This is a genomic window from Vibrio sp. Vb1127, assembly GCF_033338735.1.
Taxonomy (GTDB): domain Bacteria; phylum Pseudomonadota; class Gammaproteobacteria; order Enterobacterales; family Vibrionaceae; genus Vibrio; species Vibrio alginolyticus.
Map to the genome: position 1 here is coordinate 1 of NZ_JAWOTF010000041.1, position 18,218 is coordinate 18,218.

Annotated in this window: 19 protein-coding genes and 2 tRNA genes; 10 read left to right on the top strand and 11 right to left on the bottom strand. The window is 44.3% G+C overall.

Translation table 11 applies throughout. From position 1 onward, the window contains the following. Nucleotides 1-125: 125 nt before the first annotated feature. From R7H07_RS23210 to lolB, 6 genes are all read right to left on the bottom strand, one after another. Nucleotides 126-202 (bottom strand) — tRNA-Met (locus R7H07_RS23210). A 284-nt stretch (nucleotides 203-486) separates the two neighbouring features. Then, the gene (gene ychF / locus R7H07_RS23215) at nucleotides 487-1,578 is read right to left on the bottom strand and encodes a redox-regulated ATPase YchF (RefSeq protein WP_005393178.1); all 1,092 of its coding nucleotides are present in this window, start codon (nucleotides 1,576-1,578) and stop codon (nucleotides 487-489) included. Between the two features lie 10 nt (nucleotides 1,579-1,588). After that, a complete protein-coding gene (pth, locus tag R7H07_RS23220) occupies nucleotides 1,589-2,179 on the bottom strand; it encodes an aminoacyl-tRNA hydrolase (RefSeq protein ID WP_005384112.1) in 591 nt (196 codons plus the stop codon). 151 nt (nucleotides 2,180-2,330) lie between these two features. After that, the gene (locus R7H07_RS23225) at nucleotides 2,331-3,275 is read right to left on the bottom strand and encodes a ribose-phosphate pyrophosphokinase (RefSeq protein ID WP_005393176.1); all 945 of its coding nucleotides are present in this window, start codon (nucleotides 3,273-3,275) and stop codon (nucleotides 2,331-2,333) included. 27 nt (nucleotides 3,276-3,302) lie between these two features. Next, the gene (gene ispE, locus R7H07_RS23230) at nucleotides 3,303-4,175 is read right to left on the bottom strand and encodes a 4-(cytidine 5'-diphospho)-2-C-methyl-D-erythritol kinase (RefSeq protein WP_206960068.1); all 873 of its coding nucleotides are present in this window, start codon (nucleotides 4,173-4,175) and stop codon (nucleotides 3,303-3,305) included. Further along, entirely contained in the window at nucleotides 4,172-4,810 is a 639-nt protein-coding gene (lolB, locus tag R7H07_RS23235) for a lipoprotein insertase outer membrane protein LolB (protein ID WP_085570134.1), read from the bottom strand. Before lolB ends, ispE begins: the two co-directional genes overlap by 4 nt. A 134-nt stretch (nucleotides 4,811-4,944) precedes the next feature. Between lolB and hemA the strand changes: the two genes are divergently transcribed. The 8 genes from hemA (at nucleotide 4,945) to ybaK (ending at nucleotide 12,799) form a co-directional block, all read left to right on the top strand. Further along, nucleotides 4,945-6,201 (top strand): glutamyl-tRNA reductase, encoded by a 1,257-nt coding sequence (gene hemA, locus R7H07_RS23240; RefSeq protein WP_171343381.1) that lies wholly within the window; start codon nucleotides 4,945-4,947, stop codon nucleotides 6,199-6,201. Nucleotides 6,202-6,230: 29 nt separating this feature from the next. After that, a complete protein-coding gene (prfA, locus tag R7H07_RS23245) occupies nucleotides 6,231-7,319 on the top strand; it encodes a peptide chain release factor 1 (RefSeq protein WP_005382222.1) in 1,089 nt (362 codons plus the stop codon). Between the two features lie 3 nt (nucleotides 7,320-7,322). Next, entirely contained in the window at nucleotides 7,323-8,177 is an 855-nt protein-coding gene (gene prmC, locus R7H07_RS23250; RefSeq protein ID WP_017634841.1) for a peptide chain release factor N(5)-glutamine methyltransferase, read from the top strand. Nucleotides 8,178-8,217: 40 nt separating this feature from the next. Further along, on the top strand, nucleotides 8,218-8,601 hold the full coding sequence (locus R7H07_RS23255; protein WP_005382225.1) for a SirB2 family protein: 384 nt from the start codon (nucleotides 8,218-8,220) through the stop codon (nucleotides 8,599-8,601). 5 nt (nucleotides 8,602-8,606) lie between these two features. Next, complete coding sequence (locus tag R7H07_RS23260) at nucleotides 8,607-9,416, top strand: SirB1 family protein (protein ID WP_005384098.1); 810 nt, start codon at nucleotides 8,607-8,609, stop codon at nucleotides 9,414-9,416. A 53-nt stretch (nucleotides 9,417-9,469) separates the two neighbouring features. Then, complete coding sequence (kdsA, locus tag R7H07_RS23265) at nucleotides 9,470-10,321, top strand: 3-deoxy-8-phosphooctulonate synthase (RefSeq protein WP_005384095.1); 852 nt, start codon at nucleotides 9,470-9,472, stop codon at nucleotides 10,319-10,321. 219 nt (nucleotides 10,322-10,540) lie between these two features. Beyond that, the gene (ushA, locus tag R7H07_RS23270; protein ID WP_206960070.1) at nucleotides 10,541-12,223 is read left to right on the top strand and encodes a bifunctional UDP-sugar hydrolase/5'-nucleotidase UshA; all 1,683 of its coding nucleotides are present in this window, start codon (nucleotides 10,541-10,543) and stop codon (nucleotides 12,221-12,223) included. Between the two features lie 102 nt (nucleotides 12,224-12,325). Continuing rightward, complete coding sequence (gene ybaK / locus R7H07_RS23275; RefSeq protein ID WP_005384092.1) at nucleotides 12,326-12,799, top strand: Cys-tRNA(Pro) deacylase; 474 nt, start codon at nucleotides 12,326-12,328, stop codon at nucleotides 12,797-12,799. 64 nt (nucleotides 12,800-12,863) lie between these two features. Here ybaK and rluF read toward each other — a convergent pair whose 3' ends face one another. The 3 genes from rluF to R7H07_RS23290 form a co-directional block, all read right to left on the bottom strand. Next, nucleotides 12,864-14,021, bottom strand: a complete 1,158-nt coding sequence (gene rluF, locus R7H07_RS23280) for a 23S rRNA pseudouridine(2604) synthase RluF (protein ID WP_017634839.1) — start codon at nucleotides 14,019-14,021, stop codon at nucleotides 12,864-12,866. 94 nt (nucleotides 14,022-14,115) lie between these two features. Then, nucleotides 14,116-14,697 carry a DNA endonuclease SmrA gene (gene smrA / locus R7H07_RS23285; protein ID WP_169608370.1) on the bottom strand — a complete coding sequence of 194 codons (582 nt, stop codon included), beginning with the start codon at nucleotides 14,695-14,697 and terminating at the stop codon, nucleotides 14,116-14,118. A gap of 132 nt (nucleotides 14,698-14,829) precedes the next feature. Next, a complete protein-coding gene (locus tag R7H07_RS23290) occupies nucleotides 14,830-14,970 on the bottom strand; it encodes a DUF3149 domain-containing protein (protein ID WP_005382236.1) in 141 nt (46 codons plus the stop codon). 259 nt (nucleotides 14,971-15,229) lie between these two features. Between R7H07_RS23290 and R7H07_RS23295 the strand changes: the two genes are divergently transcribed. After that, nucleotides 15,230-15,306 (top strand) — tRNA-Pro (locus R7H07_RS23295). A gap of 186 nt (nucleotides 15,307-15,492) precedes the next feature. Here the strand turns inward: R7H07_RS23295 and R7H07_RS23300 are convergent. Then, nucleotides 15,493-15,876, bottom strand: coding sequence for a hypothetical protein (locus R7H07_RS23300; RefSeq protein WP_373920873.1), 384 nt, complete (start codon nucleotides 15,874-15,876; stop codon nucleotides 15,493-15,495). A 152-nt stretch (nucleotides 15,877-16,028) separates the two neighbouring features. Continuing rightward, a complete protein-coding gene (locus R7H07_RS23305) occupies nucleotides 16,029-16,901 on the bottom strand; it encodes a TraB/GumN family protein (RefSeq protein WP_064353689.1) in 873 nt (290 codons plus the stop codon). Between the two features lie 494 nt (nucleotides 16,902-17,395). Between R7H07_RS23305 and R7H07_RS23310 the strand changes: the two genes are divergently transcribed. After that, nucleotides 17,396-18,218, top strand: an 823-nt coding sequence (locus R7H07_RS23310; RefSeq protein WP_318128320.1) for a carbohydate-binding domain-containing protein, incomplete at its 3' end; no start/stop codon positions are given.

Below are 18,218 nucleotides of genomic sequence, written 5' to 3' on the forward strand. Positions count from 1 at the left end.
AGACTTGAACTCTCACACCTTGCGGCGCCAGAACCTAAATCTGGTGCGTCTACCAATTCCGCCACTTCCGCAACTTATTCTGTAGTTATCAAGGTAATTGGTAAAAACCTAAATAACGTTGTTCATGGTGGCTACGACGGGATTCGAACCTGTGACCCCATCATTATGAGTGATGTGCTCTAACCAGCTGAGCTACGTAGCCAAAACCATATTTTTTGTTTTCAACGCTTTGTTGCCTTGTCGTTGGGAACGGCGCGCATTATGCGAAGTTGAGTGAGATCCGTCAACAGTTTTTTTTAATAAATTTCGGAAAAAACCTCGTTCGCTTCCTTTTTAAACAAAGAGGCGTGTTTATGATCTAAAACTGGAAATAAATTAGCTTGCAGTTGCGTAATTTATTTTTGTTCATTTACTTAAGGTATTAAAAAAGCCAGCTTAACAGCTGGCTTTTAGTGTAAATGAAGTGTTTAGAATTCATTCATTTAATTAAACATTGAAGCGGAAGTGTACAACATCGCCATCTTTTACGATGTAGTCTTTACCTTCTAGACGCCATTTACCTGCGTCTTTTGCGCCATTTTCACCATTGAATTGGATGAAATCGTCGTAACCGACTACTTCTGCACGAATAAAGCCTTTCTCGAAGTCAGTGTGGATCTTACCTGCCGCCTGAGGCGCAGTTGCACCAACAGGGATTGTCCAAGCACGTACTTCTTTAACACCTGCTGTGAAGTAGGTGTGTAGAGTCAGTAGTTCGTAACCAGAGCGAATTACACGGTTCAGGCCCGGCTCTTCGATCCCCATATCTGCTAGGAATTCTTCGCGATCTTCATCTTCTAGTTCAGATAGTTCAGATTCGATAGCTGCACATACAGGTACAACGACATTGTTTTCTTTTTCTGCGAACTCACGAACCGCATCTAGATATGGGTTATTTTCGAAGCCATCTTCGTTTACGTTTGCAATGTACATAGTTGGCTTCAGTGTTAGGAAGTTTAGGTAGCCGATTGCTGCTAACTCTTCTTTAGATAGCTCAACTGTGCGTGCCATGCCGCCTTCAGTTAGTACTGGTAACAGTTTTTCTAGTACGGTTAGTTCAAATTTTGCGTCTTTATCGCCGCCTTTTGCCTTCTTCGCGTTACGTTGAATCGCTCGCTCACAAGAATCAAGGTCAGCCATTGCAAGTTCAAGGTTGATCACTTCGATATCTTCGATAGGTGAAACTTTACCTGAAACGTGAACAATGTTTTCGTTTTCAAAACAGCGTACAACGTGGCCAATCGCGTCTGTTTCACGGATGTTAGCTAGGAATTTGTTACCTAAACCTTCACCACGTGATGCACCAGCAACAAGACCAGCGATGTCCACGAACTCCATCGTCGTTGGAAGAACTCTCTGTGGGTTAACGATCTTAGCTAGTGCGTCTAGACGTAGATCTGGCACAGGAACCACACCAGTGTTTGGTTCAATGGTACAGAACGGGAAGTTTGCTGCTTCGATACCCGCTTTAGTTAGTGCGTTGAACAGAGTTGATTTACCTACGTTAGGTAGACCAACGATGCCACATTTAAAACCCATGATAGTAACCTTATTCAGCTTTGAACGTGTGGAGGCGATTTTGTGCTTTAGATAGGCCATCCTTAATCAGGATATCTAGACAACGAACAGCCTCATCAGCTGCTGCATCTAAAAGCTCTTGCTCTTTAGCTGGCGCTTTACCTAATACAAAACCCGCCACTTTATCTTTGTGTCCCGGATGACCAATGCCAATACGAAGACGATAAAAATCTTTGTTATTGCCCAGTTTGCTAATGGTGTCACGCAGACCGTTGTGTCCACCGTGACCCCCACCTTTTTTAAACTTAGCGACACCTGGCGGTAAGTCTAGCTCGTCATGAGCAACCATGATCTCTTCAGGTTTAATTTGATAAAATTTCGCAAGCGCTGCGATCGATTTACCTGATAGATTCATGAAGGTGGTTGGGATAAGCAAACGGAGATCCTGGCCATTGACCATAATGCGTCCTGTTAGACCAAAAAACTTTGGTTCGTTCTTCAGTGTAACGTTGTGAACGCGTGCTAATTCTTCTACAACCCAAGCGCCCGCATTGTGACGAGTTCTGGCGTATTCTGGTCCTGGATTAGCAAGACCAACAAGAAGTTTGATTTGTTGACTCAAGGTTAGGATCTCTCTGGAATCTCAAAAAGCGCAGTATGATAGCACAGAAAACTCGCGGTGGGCGACCAAGGGATTTTCTAGTTATCAGTACAAATAAAAAAACACCCCAAAGAGGGGTGCTTTTGAAATCAGTGTAACTGAAATGTTCGTATTAGTTGAACATTGCAGAGATTGACTCTTCGTTGCTGATACGACGAATCGCTTCAGCCAGCATGCGAGATAGGCTTAGTGTTGTCACTTTACCTGTTGCAGCCATCTCTTTAGACAGAGAGATAGAGTCAGTTACGATAACTTGGTCAAGAACTGAGTTCTTGATGTTATCCGCAGCGTTGCCTGAGAATACTGCGTGAGTAGCGTAAGCGAATACACGCTTAGCACCGCGCTCTTTTAGTGCTTCAGCTGCTTTACATAGTGTGCCACCTGTGTCGATCATGTCATCAACGATCACACAGTCACGACCTTCAACATCACCGATTAGGTTCATTACTTCAGAAACGTTTGCACGTGGACGACGCTTATCTACGATTGCGATGTCGATGTCGCCTAGTGCTTTTGCTGTTGCACGAGCACGAACAACGCCACCTAGGTCAGGAGATACCACTACAGGGTTATCTAGACCGCGAGCCTGCATATCTTCAAGTAGCACTGGCGTGCCGAAGATGTTGTCTACAGGTACATCGAAGAAGCCTTGAATTTGCTCTGCGTGTAGGTCGATAGTTAGAACGCGGTCAACACCAACGTTAGATAGGAAATCAGCAACAACTTTTGCAGTAATTGGCACACGCGCAGAACGTACACGACGGTCTTGGCGAGCGTAGCCGAAGTAAGGGATAACTGCAGTGATACGGCCTGCTGAAGCACGGCGCATTGCATCAATCATAACAACCAATTCCATTAGGTTGTCGTTAGTCGGTGCACAAGTGGATTGAATGATGAAAACATCGCTACCACGAACATTCTCATTGATTTGAACTGCAACTTCGCCATCAGAAAAGCGAGAAACAGATGCATCACCAAGAGAGATGTAAAGACGATCAGCAATACGTTGGGCTAGTTCAGGTGTTGCGTTACCAGCAAATAGCTTCATATCAGGCACGGTGGAAACCTCGGGTTTGCGTCCAGTTTAAATAGGTCGGTGTGAGGCTGATTGGTATTCAGCCAAAGTCTCTTTTAATGGCGAAATATTGCGCCCTTGAGCGACAAATGCCGAGACTTTATCAGAGAGTTGTGCAAGGATAGTTTCTGCTTCAGATTTGCTCGAAAATTCAGCAAAAACGCAAGATCCTGTCCCCGTCAATCTTGACGGCGCGTATTGTAGCAGCCAAGAAAGTTGCTTATCAACCTCTGGGTAGAGCATTCGTACAATTTTTTCGCAATCGTTTACGCTTGGCGTATTTAAAAGTGTTTCTAGATCTCGTTTTGGGGTGTTTCGCGTTAGATCTGAATGACAAAAAACGTCGACGGTTGCGATAGATACATTCGGTCTGACGACTAAATACCACTTTTCTTCGGGATAAGCAGGAGAGAGTTTTTCACCAACACCTTCAGCAAAAGCTGCAAATCCGCGCACAAATACGGGCACGTCTGCGCCTAGTTTTAAACCTATTTCAGCCAGTTCGTCGTCAGTTAGATTCAGTTGCCATAAGTAATTCAGTGCCACTAATGCTGTAGCTGCATTCGATGAGCCCCCACCAATGCCTCCACCCATAGGCAGCACTTTCTGTAGCTCAATATGCGCGCCAAAAGGGCAGTTTGAGTAAGCTTGAAGCGCGGTTGCTGCTTTCCAAATTAAATTGTCTTGAAGAGGCACACCTTCTATCTCTGGAGAAATCGTAATATCACCAGAATGGTTCGCTTGAATGGTGAGCTCATCGCCGTGATCGACGAATTGGAATAAGGTTTGTAACTCGTGGTAGCCATTCTCTGTACGGCCGTTGATATATAGAAAGAGATTCAATTTCGCTGGTGATGGCCAGCGTGTTGAAAGTTCAATCATTGGGTGATGTTCCATTTTGTGATCACTAGATTTATTTTGACATCAGCTGTGGTGAGTTTCAGCTTATTTGGCAGAGGGAGAGACTGTTCATGCCATTGAACGTCGCCATATCGTTGATAAGCGATACTCCAATCATTTAAACCAATTTGTTTGTTTAACGCTTGCAGTGTATTGGTTGGAGACAGTTGGAATTTGTCGGCATCGGTAGGTAGACCTAATAGCCAGTCAGGCATGTGCTCGACGGGCATCATTAACCCTGTAAGACGGTAAATCAGCTGGTTAGCACTGCGAGAAGAAAGGACCTGATCATCGTAAGTTTCTACTGTGGCGCCTTGTGGGGTGATGGTGAGCTTTAATGCCGTTTGTCCGAGAATCGTTGTTAAACGCAACTGGCTTAGTGCTGAAGAATGTTTCCAGTAGAAGTTTAAATTTTGTCTTTGGTCTGGGCCAATATAACCAAGTTTCCCCGTTGCTTGAAAATCTTGGATGGTTTCGAGTCGCTGCTCATGAGCTTGCCATTCAACGCTGGTAACACTTTCAGGAACGGACGAACAACCAGCGAGCAGTAAGCTCGACAAGAAAAAAAGAATAAAGGAGCGTAACGTCATGTTTGATGGCTTATTAATCAGTTTCATCGGGAATCGCTCACAACTATAGCATTGAAAAGTCGCACTTAGGAAAACAAATCCGGCTTACCCTTTCAATAAATGCGTGCTTACAGTAAAATTCTGGACCTATTTTATAACCTATCCCAGAGATACCACGTTAGATGTCCTTGCTTGCTATTGGAATTAATCACAATACAGCGTCTGTCGACTTGCGAGAGAAGGTGGCGTTTGGTCCGGATAAACTCGGCCTTGCACTCGAGCAACTTAGAGAGCACGAAGCGGTTAACGGCAGTGTGATTGTTTCAACCTGTAACCGAACTGAGTTGTACTGCGATGTTAAGCAAGGAGCGCGAAACAAGTTGATCGATTGGCTTGCTCAATTTCATCAAGTGAGCCGCGAAGATTTAATGCCGAGTTTGTATGTTCATGAAGAACAAGCTGCAATAAAGCATTTGATGCGCGTATCGTGCGGTCTTGACTCTCTGGTGTTGGGTGAGCCTCAAATTTTGGGGCAGGTAAAGCAAGCATTTTCTGACTCGCGAGATCATCAAGCTGTCGATGCCTCGATTGATAAACTGTTTCAAAAGACGTTCTCAGTCGCCAAACGGGTAAGAACAGAGACAGATATTGGTGGTAATGCCGTGTCCGTGGCTTATGCGGCATGTACACTGGCAAAACATATTTTTGAGTCGTTATCAGATTCAACCGTGCTTTTAGTTGGTGCGGGCGAGACGATTGAATTGGTCGCGAAGCATTTAGCGTCCAACGGTTGCACAAAAATGATTGTCGCGAACCGCACTAAAGAGCGCGCGCAAGGCTTAGCGGACCAATTTGGCGCAGAAGTGATCAGTTTGAACGAAATTCCTGAACATTTGGCGAAAGCGGATATTGTGATTAGCTCAACGGCGAGCCCATTGCCTATTATTGGCAAAGGTATGGTCGAAACGGCTCTAAAGCAGCGCCGGCATCAACCTATCTTGTTGGTCGATATTGCGGTGCCGCGAGATGTAGAGTCGGAAGTCGGTGAACTGAACGACGCATATCTGTATTCTGTTGATGACTTGCAATCTATCATCGACAGCAACATTGAGCAGCGTAAAGTCGAAGCGATTCAAGCTGAAGCGATTGTTAGTGAAGAAAGCGCTGCATTTATGACATGGTTGCGTTCACTGCAAGCCGTCGATAGTATTCGCGACTATCGCAAATCAGCCAACGAAATTCGTGAAGAGTTACTGAGCAAAAGTTTGCAATCTTTAGCGGCAGGCGCAGATCCGGAGAAAGTGCTGCGCGAGCTGAGTAATAAACTCACCAACAAACTGATTCACGCTCCAACTCGCGCATTGCAAAGTGCAGCAGAGCAAGGCGAACCAGCAAAATTAACGATTATCCGCCAAACACTTGGCTTGGATGATCTATAACTCACGCTTTTTATTAAGAAAACGACACTATGAAAGCCTCTATTCTGACTAAGCTAGAAACGCTAGTAGAACGTTACGAAGAAGTTCAACATCTTCTTGGTGATCCTGATGTAATTGGAAATCAGGACAAATTCCGTGCTCTATCAAGAGAGTACTCTCAGCTAGAAGAAGTAACCAAGTGCTTCCAAGCTTATCAACAAGCACAAGAAGATCTTGTCGCCGCTGAAGAGATGGCAAACGAAGACGACGAAGAAATGCGTGAAATGGCGCAAGAAGAAATCAAAGAAGCGAAAGCGACGATTGAGCGTCTTACTGATGAGTTACAGATTCTTCTTCTGCCAAAAGATCCGAACGATGATCGTAACTGTTTCCTAGAAATTCGTGCAGGTGCGGGTGGCGACGAAGCGGGTATCTTCGCGGGTGATCTATTCCGTATGTACAGCAAGTACGCAGAAAAGCGTGGCTGGCGCATCGAAGTCATGTCTTCAAACGAGGCTGAGCACGGTGGTTACAAAGAGATGATCGCAAAAGTGAGCGGCGACGGTGCGTACGGCGTACTGAAGTTTGAGTCAGGCGGTCACCGTGTACAGCGTGTTCCAGCAACAGAGTCTCAAGGTCGTGTGCATACTTCTGCTTGTACAGTAGCAGTAATGGCGGAAATCCCTGAAGCGGATCTGCCAGAAATCAAAGCAGCAGACCTGAAAATCGATACGTTCCGTGCATCTGGCGCGGGTGGTCAGCACGTTAACACCACGGATTCTGCAATCCGTATTACCCACTTACCAACGGGTACGGTAGTAGAGTGTCAGGATGAGCGTTCACAGCACAAGAACAAAGCGAAAGCAATGGCGGTTCTTGCTGCTCGTATCGTTCAAGCGGAAGAAGAGCGTCGTGCCGCAGAAGTGTCTGATACACGTCGTAACCTTCTAGGTTCTGGTGACCGTAGTGACCGTATTCGTACCTACAACTACCCACAAGGTCGTGTGTCTGATCACCGTATCAACCTAACCATCTATCGTTTGAACGAAGTGATGGAAGGTGACCTGCAAAGCTTGATTGATCCTGTGATTCAAGAGCACCAAGCAGACCAACTTGCGGCGCTCGCAGAGAACGGCTAATCGATGAGCCAAGTTCAATCGATTGAGCAAGCACTGAAAAGTGCGACGGCGAAACTGGCAGAAGGCGGCAAAGAGTCGCCTTCTCTCGATGCAGCTGTACTCCTTTGCCATGTCCTTGGCAAACCACGAACTTACCTGCTGACCTGGCCAGAAAAAGCGTTAGAAGCAGAGCAAAAATCTCAGTTTGACGCTCTACTTGAACGACGTTTAACTGGTGAACCCGTCGCTTATATTATTGGTGAGCGAGAGTTTTGGTCTTTACCGTTCAAAGTTTCTCCCTCTACCTTGATCCCAAGACCGGATACAGAACGTTTGGTCGAGGTTGCACTCGATAAGACCTACGAGCAAACTGGGCCTATTTTAGATCTTGGAACGGGGACGGGGGCAATTGCTATCGCACTCGCATCTGAAATGCCAAAACGTCAAGTGATGGGCGTAGATCTCAAACAAGAAGCGAAAGCACTTGCAGAGTACAATGCTGAGCAGCTAAACATCAAAAATGTGACCTTTGCTCAAGGCAGTTGGTTTGAGCCTATTACAGAAGGTACGAAGTTTGCTTTAATTGTCTCCAACCCGCCATATATTGATGAAAAAGATCCACATTTATCCCAAGGTGATGTGCGCTTTGAGCCAAAATCTGCATTAGTTGCTAAAGAGAATGGCTTAGCTGATATTCGTCATATCTCGGATCTTGCTCGTCAGTATCTTGAAGTGGGCGGTTGGCTGGCATTTGAACATGGTTATGATCAAGGTGAGGCGGTGCGTGAGATAATGCGTGGCTTTGGTTACCAACAGGTCGCTACGGAAAAAGATTATGGCGGTAACGATCGAGTAACGCTTGGTTGTCTGGCCAGTTAATCATGGAAGTCAGCAAACACTAACTAAAAAGAGAAGAAAAATGTACGTAGCTCTAAAACACATACACTTAGTGACGATCGCTCTCAGCGCGACGCTACTATCGATCCGATTCGTGTTAATGATGATGAACTCACCGAAGCGAAATAATCGCTTTTTGAAAGTGTTTCCCCACATCGTTGATACTGCATTGCTAGTGTCAGGTATCGCGCTTATTTTCATTACGGGTTTCATCCCGTTTACCGATGCCGCACCGTGGTTAACAAACAAAATCACCTGCGTACTGGCGTACATTGCGCTTGGATTCTTCTCATTGAAACTTGCGAAAAACAACCTACTGAAGATATTTGGCTTTTTCGGCGCATTAGGTTGGTTGGTCATGGCTGCAAACATTGCTGTGTCTAAGAGCCCTACGTTATTTGGATAGACGTCATGTTAGAGTTTTTTGACGAAGATTTTGACAATATACCGTTGGTGGAAGGTGCGCTTGAGCTAAACAAAGCGATTAACCCAGAAACCAAAGTACATTGGGCGAAACAAGAGTTAGAGCGTCTTTACAAAGATGCAGAAGCCACGCTTGTTCATGAAACCGATGAAGAGCAACGATTTGATGCATTCCTACGACTGTTTTTCCACGAGTGGGGATTCAAAGGCGACGAGCAGGAATACTTTATTTCGGACAACAGCTTCATCGATAAAGTGTTGGAGCGCAGAAAAGGTATTCCTGTGAGCTTAGGTTCGATTTTGTTATACCTAGGCAAAAAGCTGGGTTTCCCGCTGAAGGGAGTTACTTTCCCTACTCAGTTCTTGTTAAAAGTCGACTGGATGCATAAGAAGCCAGACTACATCAATCCATTTAATGGTGAGTATGTAGGTGAAAGGATTCTTCAAGCTTGGCTTATTGGCCAGGAAGGACCGCTAGCTCAGCTAAAGCCTGAACATTTTGAGGAAGCTGACAACCCAACAATTATTGGTCGCTGGTTGGCATTGATTAAAAGTGCGATGTTGCGTGAAGAGCATTATACGTTGGCATTACGTTGTACGAATCTTGCTCTAACGTTTGTGCCAGATGATCCATACGAAATTCGTGACCGTGGTTTTATTTTCCAACAGCTAGAGTGCCCTCAAGTAGCGGTATCAGATTTTCAGTACTTTATTGACCAATGCCCTGACGATCCGGCTTCTGAGCTACTAAAATCACAAGTTAATGTGATGAGTGAAACGCACGTCACACTTCACTAATTTTATCGATGTGCCGAACTGTGGCGTATCGTGGACAGAAAAAGAGAATCAAAATGGAACAGAAAATCGTTAATATCGGCGACATTCAGGTTGCTAACGACAAGCCATTCACCCTATTTGCAGGTATGAACGTTCTTGAGTCTCGTGATCTTGCGATGCAGATCTGTGAGCACTACGTAAAAGTAACGGAAAAACTTGGTATTCCTTACGTATTTAAGGCGTCGTTTGACAAAGCAAACCGCAGTTCTGTTCATTCATACCGTGGTCCAGGTCTGGAAGAAGGTATGAAAATCTTTCAGGAGCTGAAAGACACTTTTGGTGTAAAGATCATCACGGACGTTCACACTGAAGCACAAGCTCAACCTGTCGCTGACGTGGTAGACGTTATTCAGCTTCCTGCATTCCTAGCTCGTCAAACTGACCTTGTTGAAGCTATGGCTAAAACAGGTGCGGTTATCAACGTGAAGAAACCTCAATTTATGAGCCCTGGTCAAGTGGGTAACATCGTTGAGAAGTTCGCAGAATGCGGTAACGACAAGATCATCCTATGTGAGCGCGGTTCTTGCCACGGTTACGATAACCTAGTTGTAGACATGCTTGGTTTTGGTGTGATGAAAAATGCTTCGAAAGGTAGCCCAATCATCTTTGACGTAACGCACTCACTACAAATGCGTGACCCATCAGGCGCAGCATCTGGCGGCCGTCGTGAGCAGACAGTTGAGCTTGCTAAAGCGGGTCTAGCGACAGGCATCGCAGGTCTATTTATCGAAGCGCACCCAAACCCAGACCAAGCGCGTTGTGATGGCCCATCTGCACTGCCTCTAGACAAGTTAGAGCCATTCTTAGCACAAATGAAATCGCTTGATGATCTGATCAAGAGCTTTGCAGATATAGATATCAAGTAAACGCCAGATGACTGGTGGTAACAAATACTATAGCCAACCGATGTTGGCTATTTTTTTATCTGAAAAGCCGTGAATTCTCAAACTTGTTACTGATGAATTTGTTATTGCTAAACAATGCATCATAATTATTAAATCAATGTGTTAGGGTGCACGTGGTTTTCAAATAGATCCAATGCTTAAAATGTGCGTCAGTAATCCCAATAAGAAAAAGGTAAATAAATGAATCAGCGTCTGATGATCAAAACTGTTTTGAGTGCCGCTATCTTGGCCTCGTTAGCTGGGTGTGCTACGCAACCTGTACCAGAATGGAATGCCGATACAACCTATAAATTGACCGTATTGCACACTAACGATCATCATGGTCGCTTTTGGCAAAATCGATACGGTGAATATGGCATGGCGGCGCGTAAAACGTTAATCGATGATTTGCGCGAAGAAATACAGGCTGAGGGGGGGAGCGTGTTATTGCTTTCTGGTGGTGACATCAACACAGGAGTACCTGAGTCTGATTTACAAGATGCCGAGCCGGACTTTAAAGGCATGAGCAAAATTGGTTACGATGCGATGGCTCTAGGTAATCATGAGTTTGATAATCCATTGGATGTGCTATTCAAGCAGCAAGAGTGGGCAAACTTTCCGATGTTGTCTGCCAATATTTACGATAAAAATACTGGCAAGCGTTTATTCCAACCATACGCGATGTTTAAAAAGCAGGGCATTAAAATTGCGGTCATTGGCCTTACAACCGAAGACACAGCGAAACTTGGCAACCCTGAATTCATTGAACAAATTGACTTCCGTGACCCAAAAGAAGAAGCCAAGAAGTTGATTGCAGAACTGAAAGAGACAGAGTATCCAGATCTGATTTTTGCTGTCACGCATATGGGACACTATGAAAATGGTAATAGAGGCATCAATGCTCCTGGCGATGTGGCGTTAGCTCGTTATTTGAATGACGGCGATCTCGACATGATCGTTGGAGGACACTCACAAGAACCTGTGTGCATGGAAGGTCCAAACGTTATCAAAAAGAACTTTAAACCAGGTGATGAATGTCAGCCCGATAAACAAAATGGTACCTTTATTGTTCAGGCACATGAGTGGGGGAAATATGTGGGACGCGCCGATTACGAGTTTCGTAATGGCGAACTCTCGATGGTGAGCTACGATCTAATCCCTGTAAACTTGAAAAAGAAAGTTAAAGTTGATGGTCAGTCGCAACGAGTCTTGATCCAAGATGAGATTAAACAAGACGAAATGATGCTTGAGTTTCTTCGTCCTTATCAAGAAAAAGGTCAGGGCAAACTAAACGTGAAGATTGCAGAATCTAACGGTAAGCTTGAGGGTGACCGCAATGTGGTTCGTTACCAGCAAACAAACTTAGGTCGATTAATTGCAACGGCTCACATGGAACGTGCGAAAGCAGATTTCGCCGTAATGAATTCTGGCGGCGTTCGCGATTCGATTGCAGCAGGTGAGATTACCTACAAAGATGTGCTGACTGTTCAGCCATTTGGCAATATGGTCTCTTACGTTGATATGACGGGCAAAGAAGTATTGGATTTCCTAAATGTCGTTGCAACTAAACCTGTCGACTCTGGAGCTTACGCGCAGTTTGCCGGCATTGCGATGAGTATCAATAATGGTGAGGTAACCAATGTGTTCATTGGTAATAAGCAACTTCGCTTAGATGGTAATTACCGCTTTACCGTACCAAGCTATAATGCTGCTGGTGGAGATGGTTACCCTAAAATCGACGATCATCCAGGGTATGTAAATACAGGTTTTACCGATGCTGAGGTTTTGAAGGATTATTTAGAAACACATAGCCCTATTGATGTTAATGAGTATGCCCCTTCAGGTGAAATCACGTATTTAGTTGATACGGCGATTGATCAGTAACCCAACAGAGAAAAAGCGATTGACTCAAACTCGCTGATATCATTAACTAAAAGCGCAGATCCAATTCAATCTGCGCTTTTTGTTTTTATGAGGAGAATCTTGATGACTCCGGCCATTAATCTTGCGAAAAAGAAAAAAATTCCACACACGATTCATCAGTATGAGCATGACCCTAGAGCCGATAGTTATGGCTTGGAGGCTGCTGAAGTACTGGGGCAGGATCCGAAAACAGTATTTAAAACCTTGCTGTTCTGCTTGAACGGGGAGCCAAAGAACCTTGCGGTTGCGATTATCCCTGTTGATCAAAAGCTGAACCTAAAACTGGCGGCGAAAGCAGCGAAGGGCAAAAAGGCCGATATGGCTGATCCGGAAATCGCCCAAAAGACCACAGGTTATGTCGTTGGTGGAATTAGCCCACTAGGGCAGAAGAAAGCCTTACCTACTTTTTTGCACGAAAGCGCAGCAGAGCAAGACAAAATCTGTGTGAGTGCTGGTAAACGTGGTTTAGAAATTGAGTTAGCCCCGAGAGATTTGCTGAGCTTAACTCGTGGTCAGTTTGCACCTCTTTGTTTGTAAACTCATGACAAATAAAAAGGACGCTCATGAGCGTCCTTTTTTGATCTTGCCTGTCAGTGAAGCGTTACTTCTTCAGACTCAATGTACCACCAGTGCGTTTAGCTGGTTTGCTTGGTTTCGCGGCATTTGGGTTCATGTAATGCTGCTTAGGCTTACTCAGTGATTGAGGCTTGTTTGCTGAATGCGTATTGCTCGATGCATCTGGTTTACGGTGCGATTTACCATGCTCGCCTTGCGGTCTGCTGCGTTCACCTTGTGATTTCGCTTTGTAATGTTCTTTAGCTGGACGTCCGCCTTCATCATCACGCTGACGACGCTTTTGTTGACCTTTTTTCGAGTTTGGTGCATGACGGAATTCATCAGCATTGTTACCGCGGAAAGTTCGTGTCTTCTGGTTACGACGAGCAGTAGAATCTTGGTTTTCTTCACGGCTATCAAACAGCTTCGCGTCGGTCGCTTTACGAATGTTGCGACCTCTAGAGTCTGTTTTTGATGCTTCTTCTGTACCTACCGAGCCTTCACACATTGCTAGGATCTCTGCCACTTCTTCGTCACTTAGATAACGCCATTTCCCATTGGGAATACCATCAAGAGAGATATTCATGATGCGTACGCGACGCAGCTTGAATACTTCATAGCCCAGCGCTTCACACATGCGACGGATCTGACGGTTAAGTCCTTGAGTGAGCACAATACGGAAAGAGAATTTAGTTTCTTTCGTTACCTTACAAGGTAGGGTGACTGTGTCGAGAATCTTAACGCCACTCGACATCTGTTTGAGAAACTCGCCTGTAATTGGCTTGTCCACGCGTACGACGTACTCTTTTTCGTGGCTGTTGCCTGCGCGAAGGATTTTGTTCACGATGTCGCCATCGTTGGTCAAAAAGATCAGACCATCAGAGGGTTTGTCTAAGCGGCCGATCGGAAAGATACGTTTTTGGTGGCCGATGAAATCAACGATGTTTCCAGGGACGTCTCTCTCAGTTGTACAGGTGATGCCTGTTGGTTTATTGAGAGCGATATAAATCGGCTTCTCTTTTGCTGCCACTGGCTTACCATCCACACAAACATCATCACCAGGTAGCACTTTTGTCCCCATTTCAGGTTTGTTGCCATTAATGGTGACACGGCCTTGCTCAATCAGTCTGTCTGCTTCACGGCGTGAGCAAAACCCCGTTTCACTGATGAATTTATTTAATCGTTTAGCGTTGTCTTGTGACATTTTTGTCTCCTAACGTTTCACAACGGCGAATGAAGCTCCCTTCCTTTAAGGGGAAGGAAGAATAAGGGCGGGCATTCTAGCATTAGGGTGAAATTTAGCCTAACCGTTTTTGGTGACGTTCGCGGGTTTCTAATTTCTTTTCCGCACTTTTTCTAAGTAGGACGTAAACGGCTCCAGTTCCACCGTGAAAGCGTTGCGCACTATGGACGCATTGGACTTCCTTTATTTGTCGTAGCCAACTGCTAACAAAGCTTTTCATCATTGCAGGTGGATTTGAGCGTTCTCCTCGACCATGGACGATAACGACCGTTCTAATGTCCATTGATAGGCATTGCTTTAAAAACGTCACGACTTCATCACGTGCTTTTTTCAATGTTTTACGGTGCAAATCCAAGCGAGCTTGGATTGGATACTTACCAAGGCGAAGTTTGCGGTAAACCCCGTCCTGTACACCATCACGTTTGAACTCAACAAAGTCCTCTGGCTTGAGCATTTCAGCGTGATCAAGTGATAGGTATTCTGGGTCATCTTCCGTTAACCAGATTGCTGCTTCGCGTTTTGCGAGCTGTGCTTCTGTTACTTGGTGTACTTTTTTGTGTTCGGTGGTGTCTTGAGTGATTGGCTTTACATCGCCCATCATCTGTTGAAATAGATCAAAATCGTCGTCGTGAGACATAGCAGTAATCTCATTAAGAACAGGGAAGAATAATAGGATTATATCAATGAGTGGTGCATTGAGATCAAATAAAAAACCGGAGTAGGCAAGTAACCGACTCCGGTGCAAAGCGTTTCTAGAGCTAAGCGAGATCTAGTGAGGAGATTTGTCGTTCATGATCTTGTATATGAAGAAACCGCCGTAAAATAACATCAGACCAATTGCCCCAAAAATTACTATCATTGACGATAGACCCACTGCATTACCAAATAGGAGATCAAGCCAAAAGTCCATACGTTTCCTCCAAGATGTTCCCGACAGGAATAAACTAAATGGCGGTGTCTTGTTGCACACTGATCTGGATCAATTATGTTGCTAAGGTTAATAAACTGTATTTTGTTGTGAGTTATCAGTCACATTTTACGTGCTAGTGTTCAGTTATTCATCAAACGAATTAAGACCTAAGGTTTTTTTGTAAAAAGCACTTGCGCCACAGTTCAGAATCCGTAATATACGCATTCGTTGACGGGGACAATTCCTCAGTTAAACATCTCGGTGAATAGCGCAGCTTGGTAGCGCATCTGGTTTGGGACCAGAGGGTCGGGGGTTCGAATCCCTCTTCACCGACCATTTTTAGAAAGCCTGCTCAATGAGCAGGCTTTCGTCGTTTTTAGCGCTAGTAATTTTAGACTTCAATAGTATCGAATCAAATTGGGGTTCGCCTGATGTTCGAATATGGCACTTCACCGACACGTATTGAGAGGAAGGCTCTACAGAAATGTAGGGCCTTTTCATTTTTTAGAGTGAGTAAATTTATTACTTGATGTCACACGAGATAGTATTGATAGGAGTTTCAGAAGTAGTGAAGCAGACATAAGCGGTCTTTGGGTGATTTGGACCAATCTTGACGTAACCCGCTTTTAAATCGTCTTCATCAAACGTTACTGAGTGAGATTTGCTTGTATTTCCATCATAGTAAACCGCTTCAAAGCCTTGGTTCATCATATGTGCAACGGGATTTCGAGTGTGGGCTGTTGAAAACGTGATGTTCGCGCAACGCATCATTGGTTTTTCGGTAATAAGAAATTGACCACTCTCTTTATCTAAAACACCGCCTTTTACTTCCGGAGTTATATCAATAGCTTGAAAAGCTTCTACGTTGCATGGCGGTTTAGCATAAGACAGCGAAGAAGTGAGCATAATTCCAATCGTGTATAGGAATAAATATTTAAATTTCATATGAGTTGTTTTGTATCCACTTAGCTTAACGGCGTTTTATAAGAAAGTTTGAATGAATTTTTAAATGGTTGTATTTAAATAATTGTATTTAAATGGCATTTTTCAAACAATCACTAGATATCACAATTTGCTTGGCGCGTCTTACCCAGTGGTTTGATGTTAAATCCCCGATTTTTAAGCAGTTCAATCAGGTTATCTTTACCTACTAAATGCAAGCCACCAACAACAACGGTGAAGCGACCCGATTGTTGAGGCAGAACACTGCCAGTGTCGAGTTTTTTAGCCCAATCTCGATTACGCTCGTATAAAAAGGCTTGGTTAAACTCTTCTGTTGTATGATCGGTCAAAGAGGCTTCGACCAACATGCTACCATCACCACTCTTCCAACTCTCTATCAAGCATTGAACCAACTCTTCTCCGCCATCATATTCTTCAATTGACGAGAGAAGTATCTCTTTACCGCCTTCTGATTGACCTGCGATTAAATCGATTTGGAATTGCACTGACTCTAGTGGAATGACCGGGATTTGCTTTTTATCAGCGAGTCCTATTAGGTGCATGTCGACCCCTTTATCAGAGACATACCCCAGTTTGTTGACTAAAGCGAGTTGGATGGTGAATGCAGCCATCCAAGGTGGGGAATTTAGGAGTTGAGTTTCTGGCAAACCTAAATCTTGGGCAATTTCAATTAAGTGGCGACGTTGAGCTCTGTCTAAAACATCTTTAGAAAGAATGGTTGTTTGTGGGTAAACCAAGCCTTCAGAATTCCTGACGTCTGCTTCAATAATCAACCCTGCGCTTTGGCTTAAATACTGGATGACCGTTCTAGGGAGTGGGTACATCGTTTTATCCCCCACATGTACCGAGCCAATAATCATAAGTTCGGTTTCCCCTTTTTTCGCTAACCAATGCTGTGGCTCTGCATAAGATGAAAAAGGCGTTAAAGTAACAAGTAGAGATGATATGAGCGTCAAGAGACGAAACATAGAATGGTCCTCAGATAAGATACCTTTAAACTGTATACGCAAAATAGCGTGAGGTTAAGTGCAATTTCTCCAGTGGGGCATTCGACAAAATCGTCATTTCTAAAAATATTGACGAGTTTTGACGACGAATAAATGAGAGTCACTTCACGAAAGGTAAATAGGTAATTCGCTTACTAATGGTTCACAAAATAATTAGGCGTGATCCAAATCTTACAAAATCAGTCGTAACTCATGAATATAAGTGACCTAGATCGCAGCAAACTCGTCAAAACAAGTTGTTCGATTTTGACGTGTATTGTAACTCCATGAAAATTAGGTTTTTATTGTTTTTGCTGAGTGTCATTTTTTGAGCTGGATCACTTCCTATTTCTATTTATTTTACGCTTAGAAATAACAGGTTGTATGTTGAATGTAACGGTTAGGCACCTCGCATTTGAGGGGCCGAGATTTTTATCATTGTCGTTTTGAACCACTGACTTTTTTGGGGAAGTAAGATGTTTAAACCTAGTCTGATTGCTGTTTCTGTTATCACTACATTAGCAGGTTGCTCTGCGCTGCAAAGCTCTGAACAACAAGTTGTAAATTCGTTGGCTAATAATCTTGATATTCAATACCAAGTGTTGACTAACCACGGTGCAAACGAAGGTCTTGCTTGTCAGGACTTAGGGGCTGAGTGGGCGTCTTGTAACAAGGTAAACATGACGCTGGTTAACCAAGGTGAAGCGGTTGACTCAAAAGATTGGGCTATTTACTTCCATAGCATTCGTCTGATTCTGGATGTTGAAAACGAACAGTTTAAAATCTCTCGCGTAACGGGTGATCTACACAAACTAGAACCAACAGATAAGTTTGATGGTTTTGCTGCGGGTGAAGAGGTTGTGCTTCCTCTTGTTGCTGAATACTGGCAGCTATTTGAAACTGACTTCATGCCAGGCGCTTTCGTTGCTGCACCAAATGCAGAGCCTAAGATGATCGCTTCTCTTAACACAGAAGACGTTGCATCTTTCGTGACTGGCCTTGAGGGTAACAACCTAAAACGTACGCCAGATGACAACAACGTATTTGCGAGCGCTGTGTCTCGTTTCGAGAAGAACGAAGATCTAGCAAAACAAGACGTATCAACCACGTTACTACCAACGCCAATGTCTGTTGAAGCAGGTAAAGGTACGGTAGATATCGCGGCGGGTATTGCGCTGCCTAAAGACGCATTCGATGCGGCTCAATACGCAGCAATTCAAGGTCGTGCAGAAGTGGTAGGTGTGGATGTTCGTGGTGATCTTCCTGTAAGCATCACTGTTGTTCCTGCAGACTTCACCG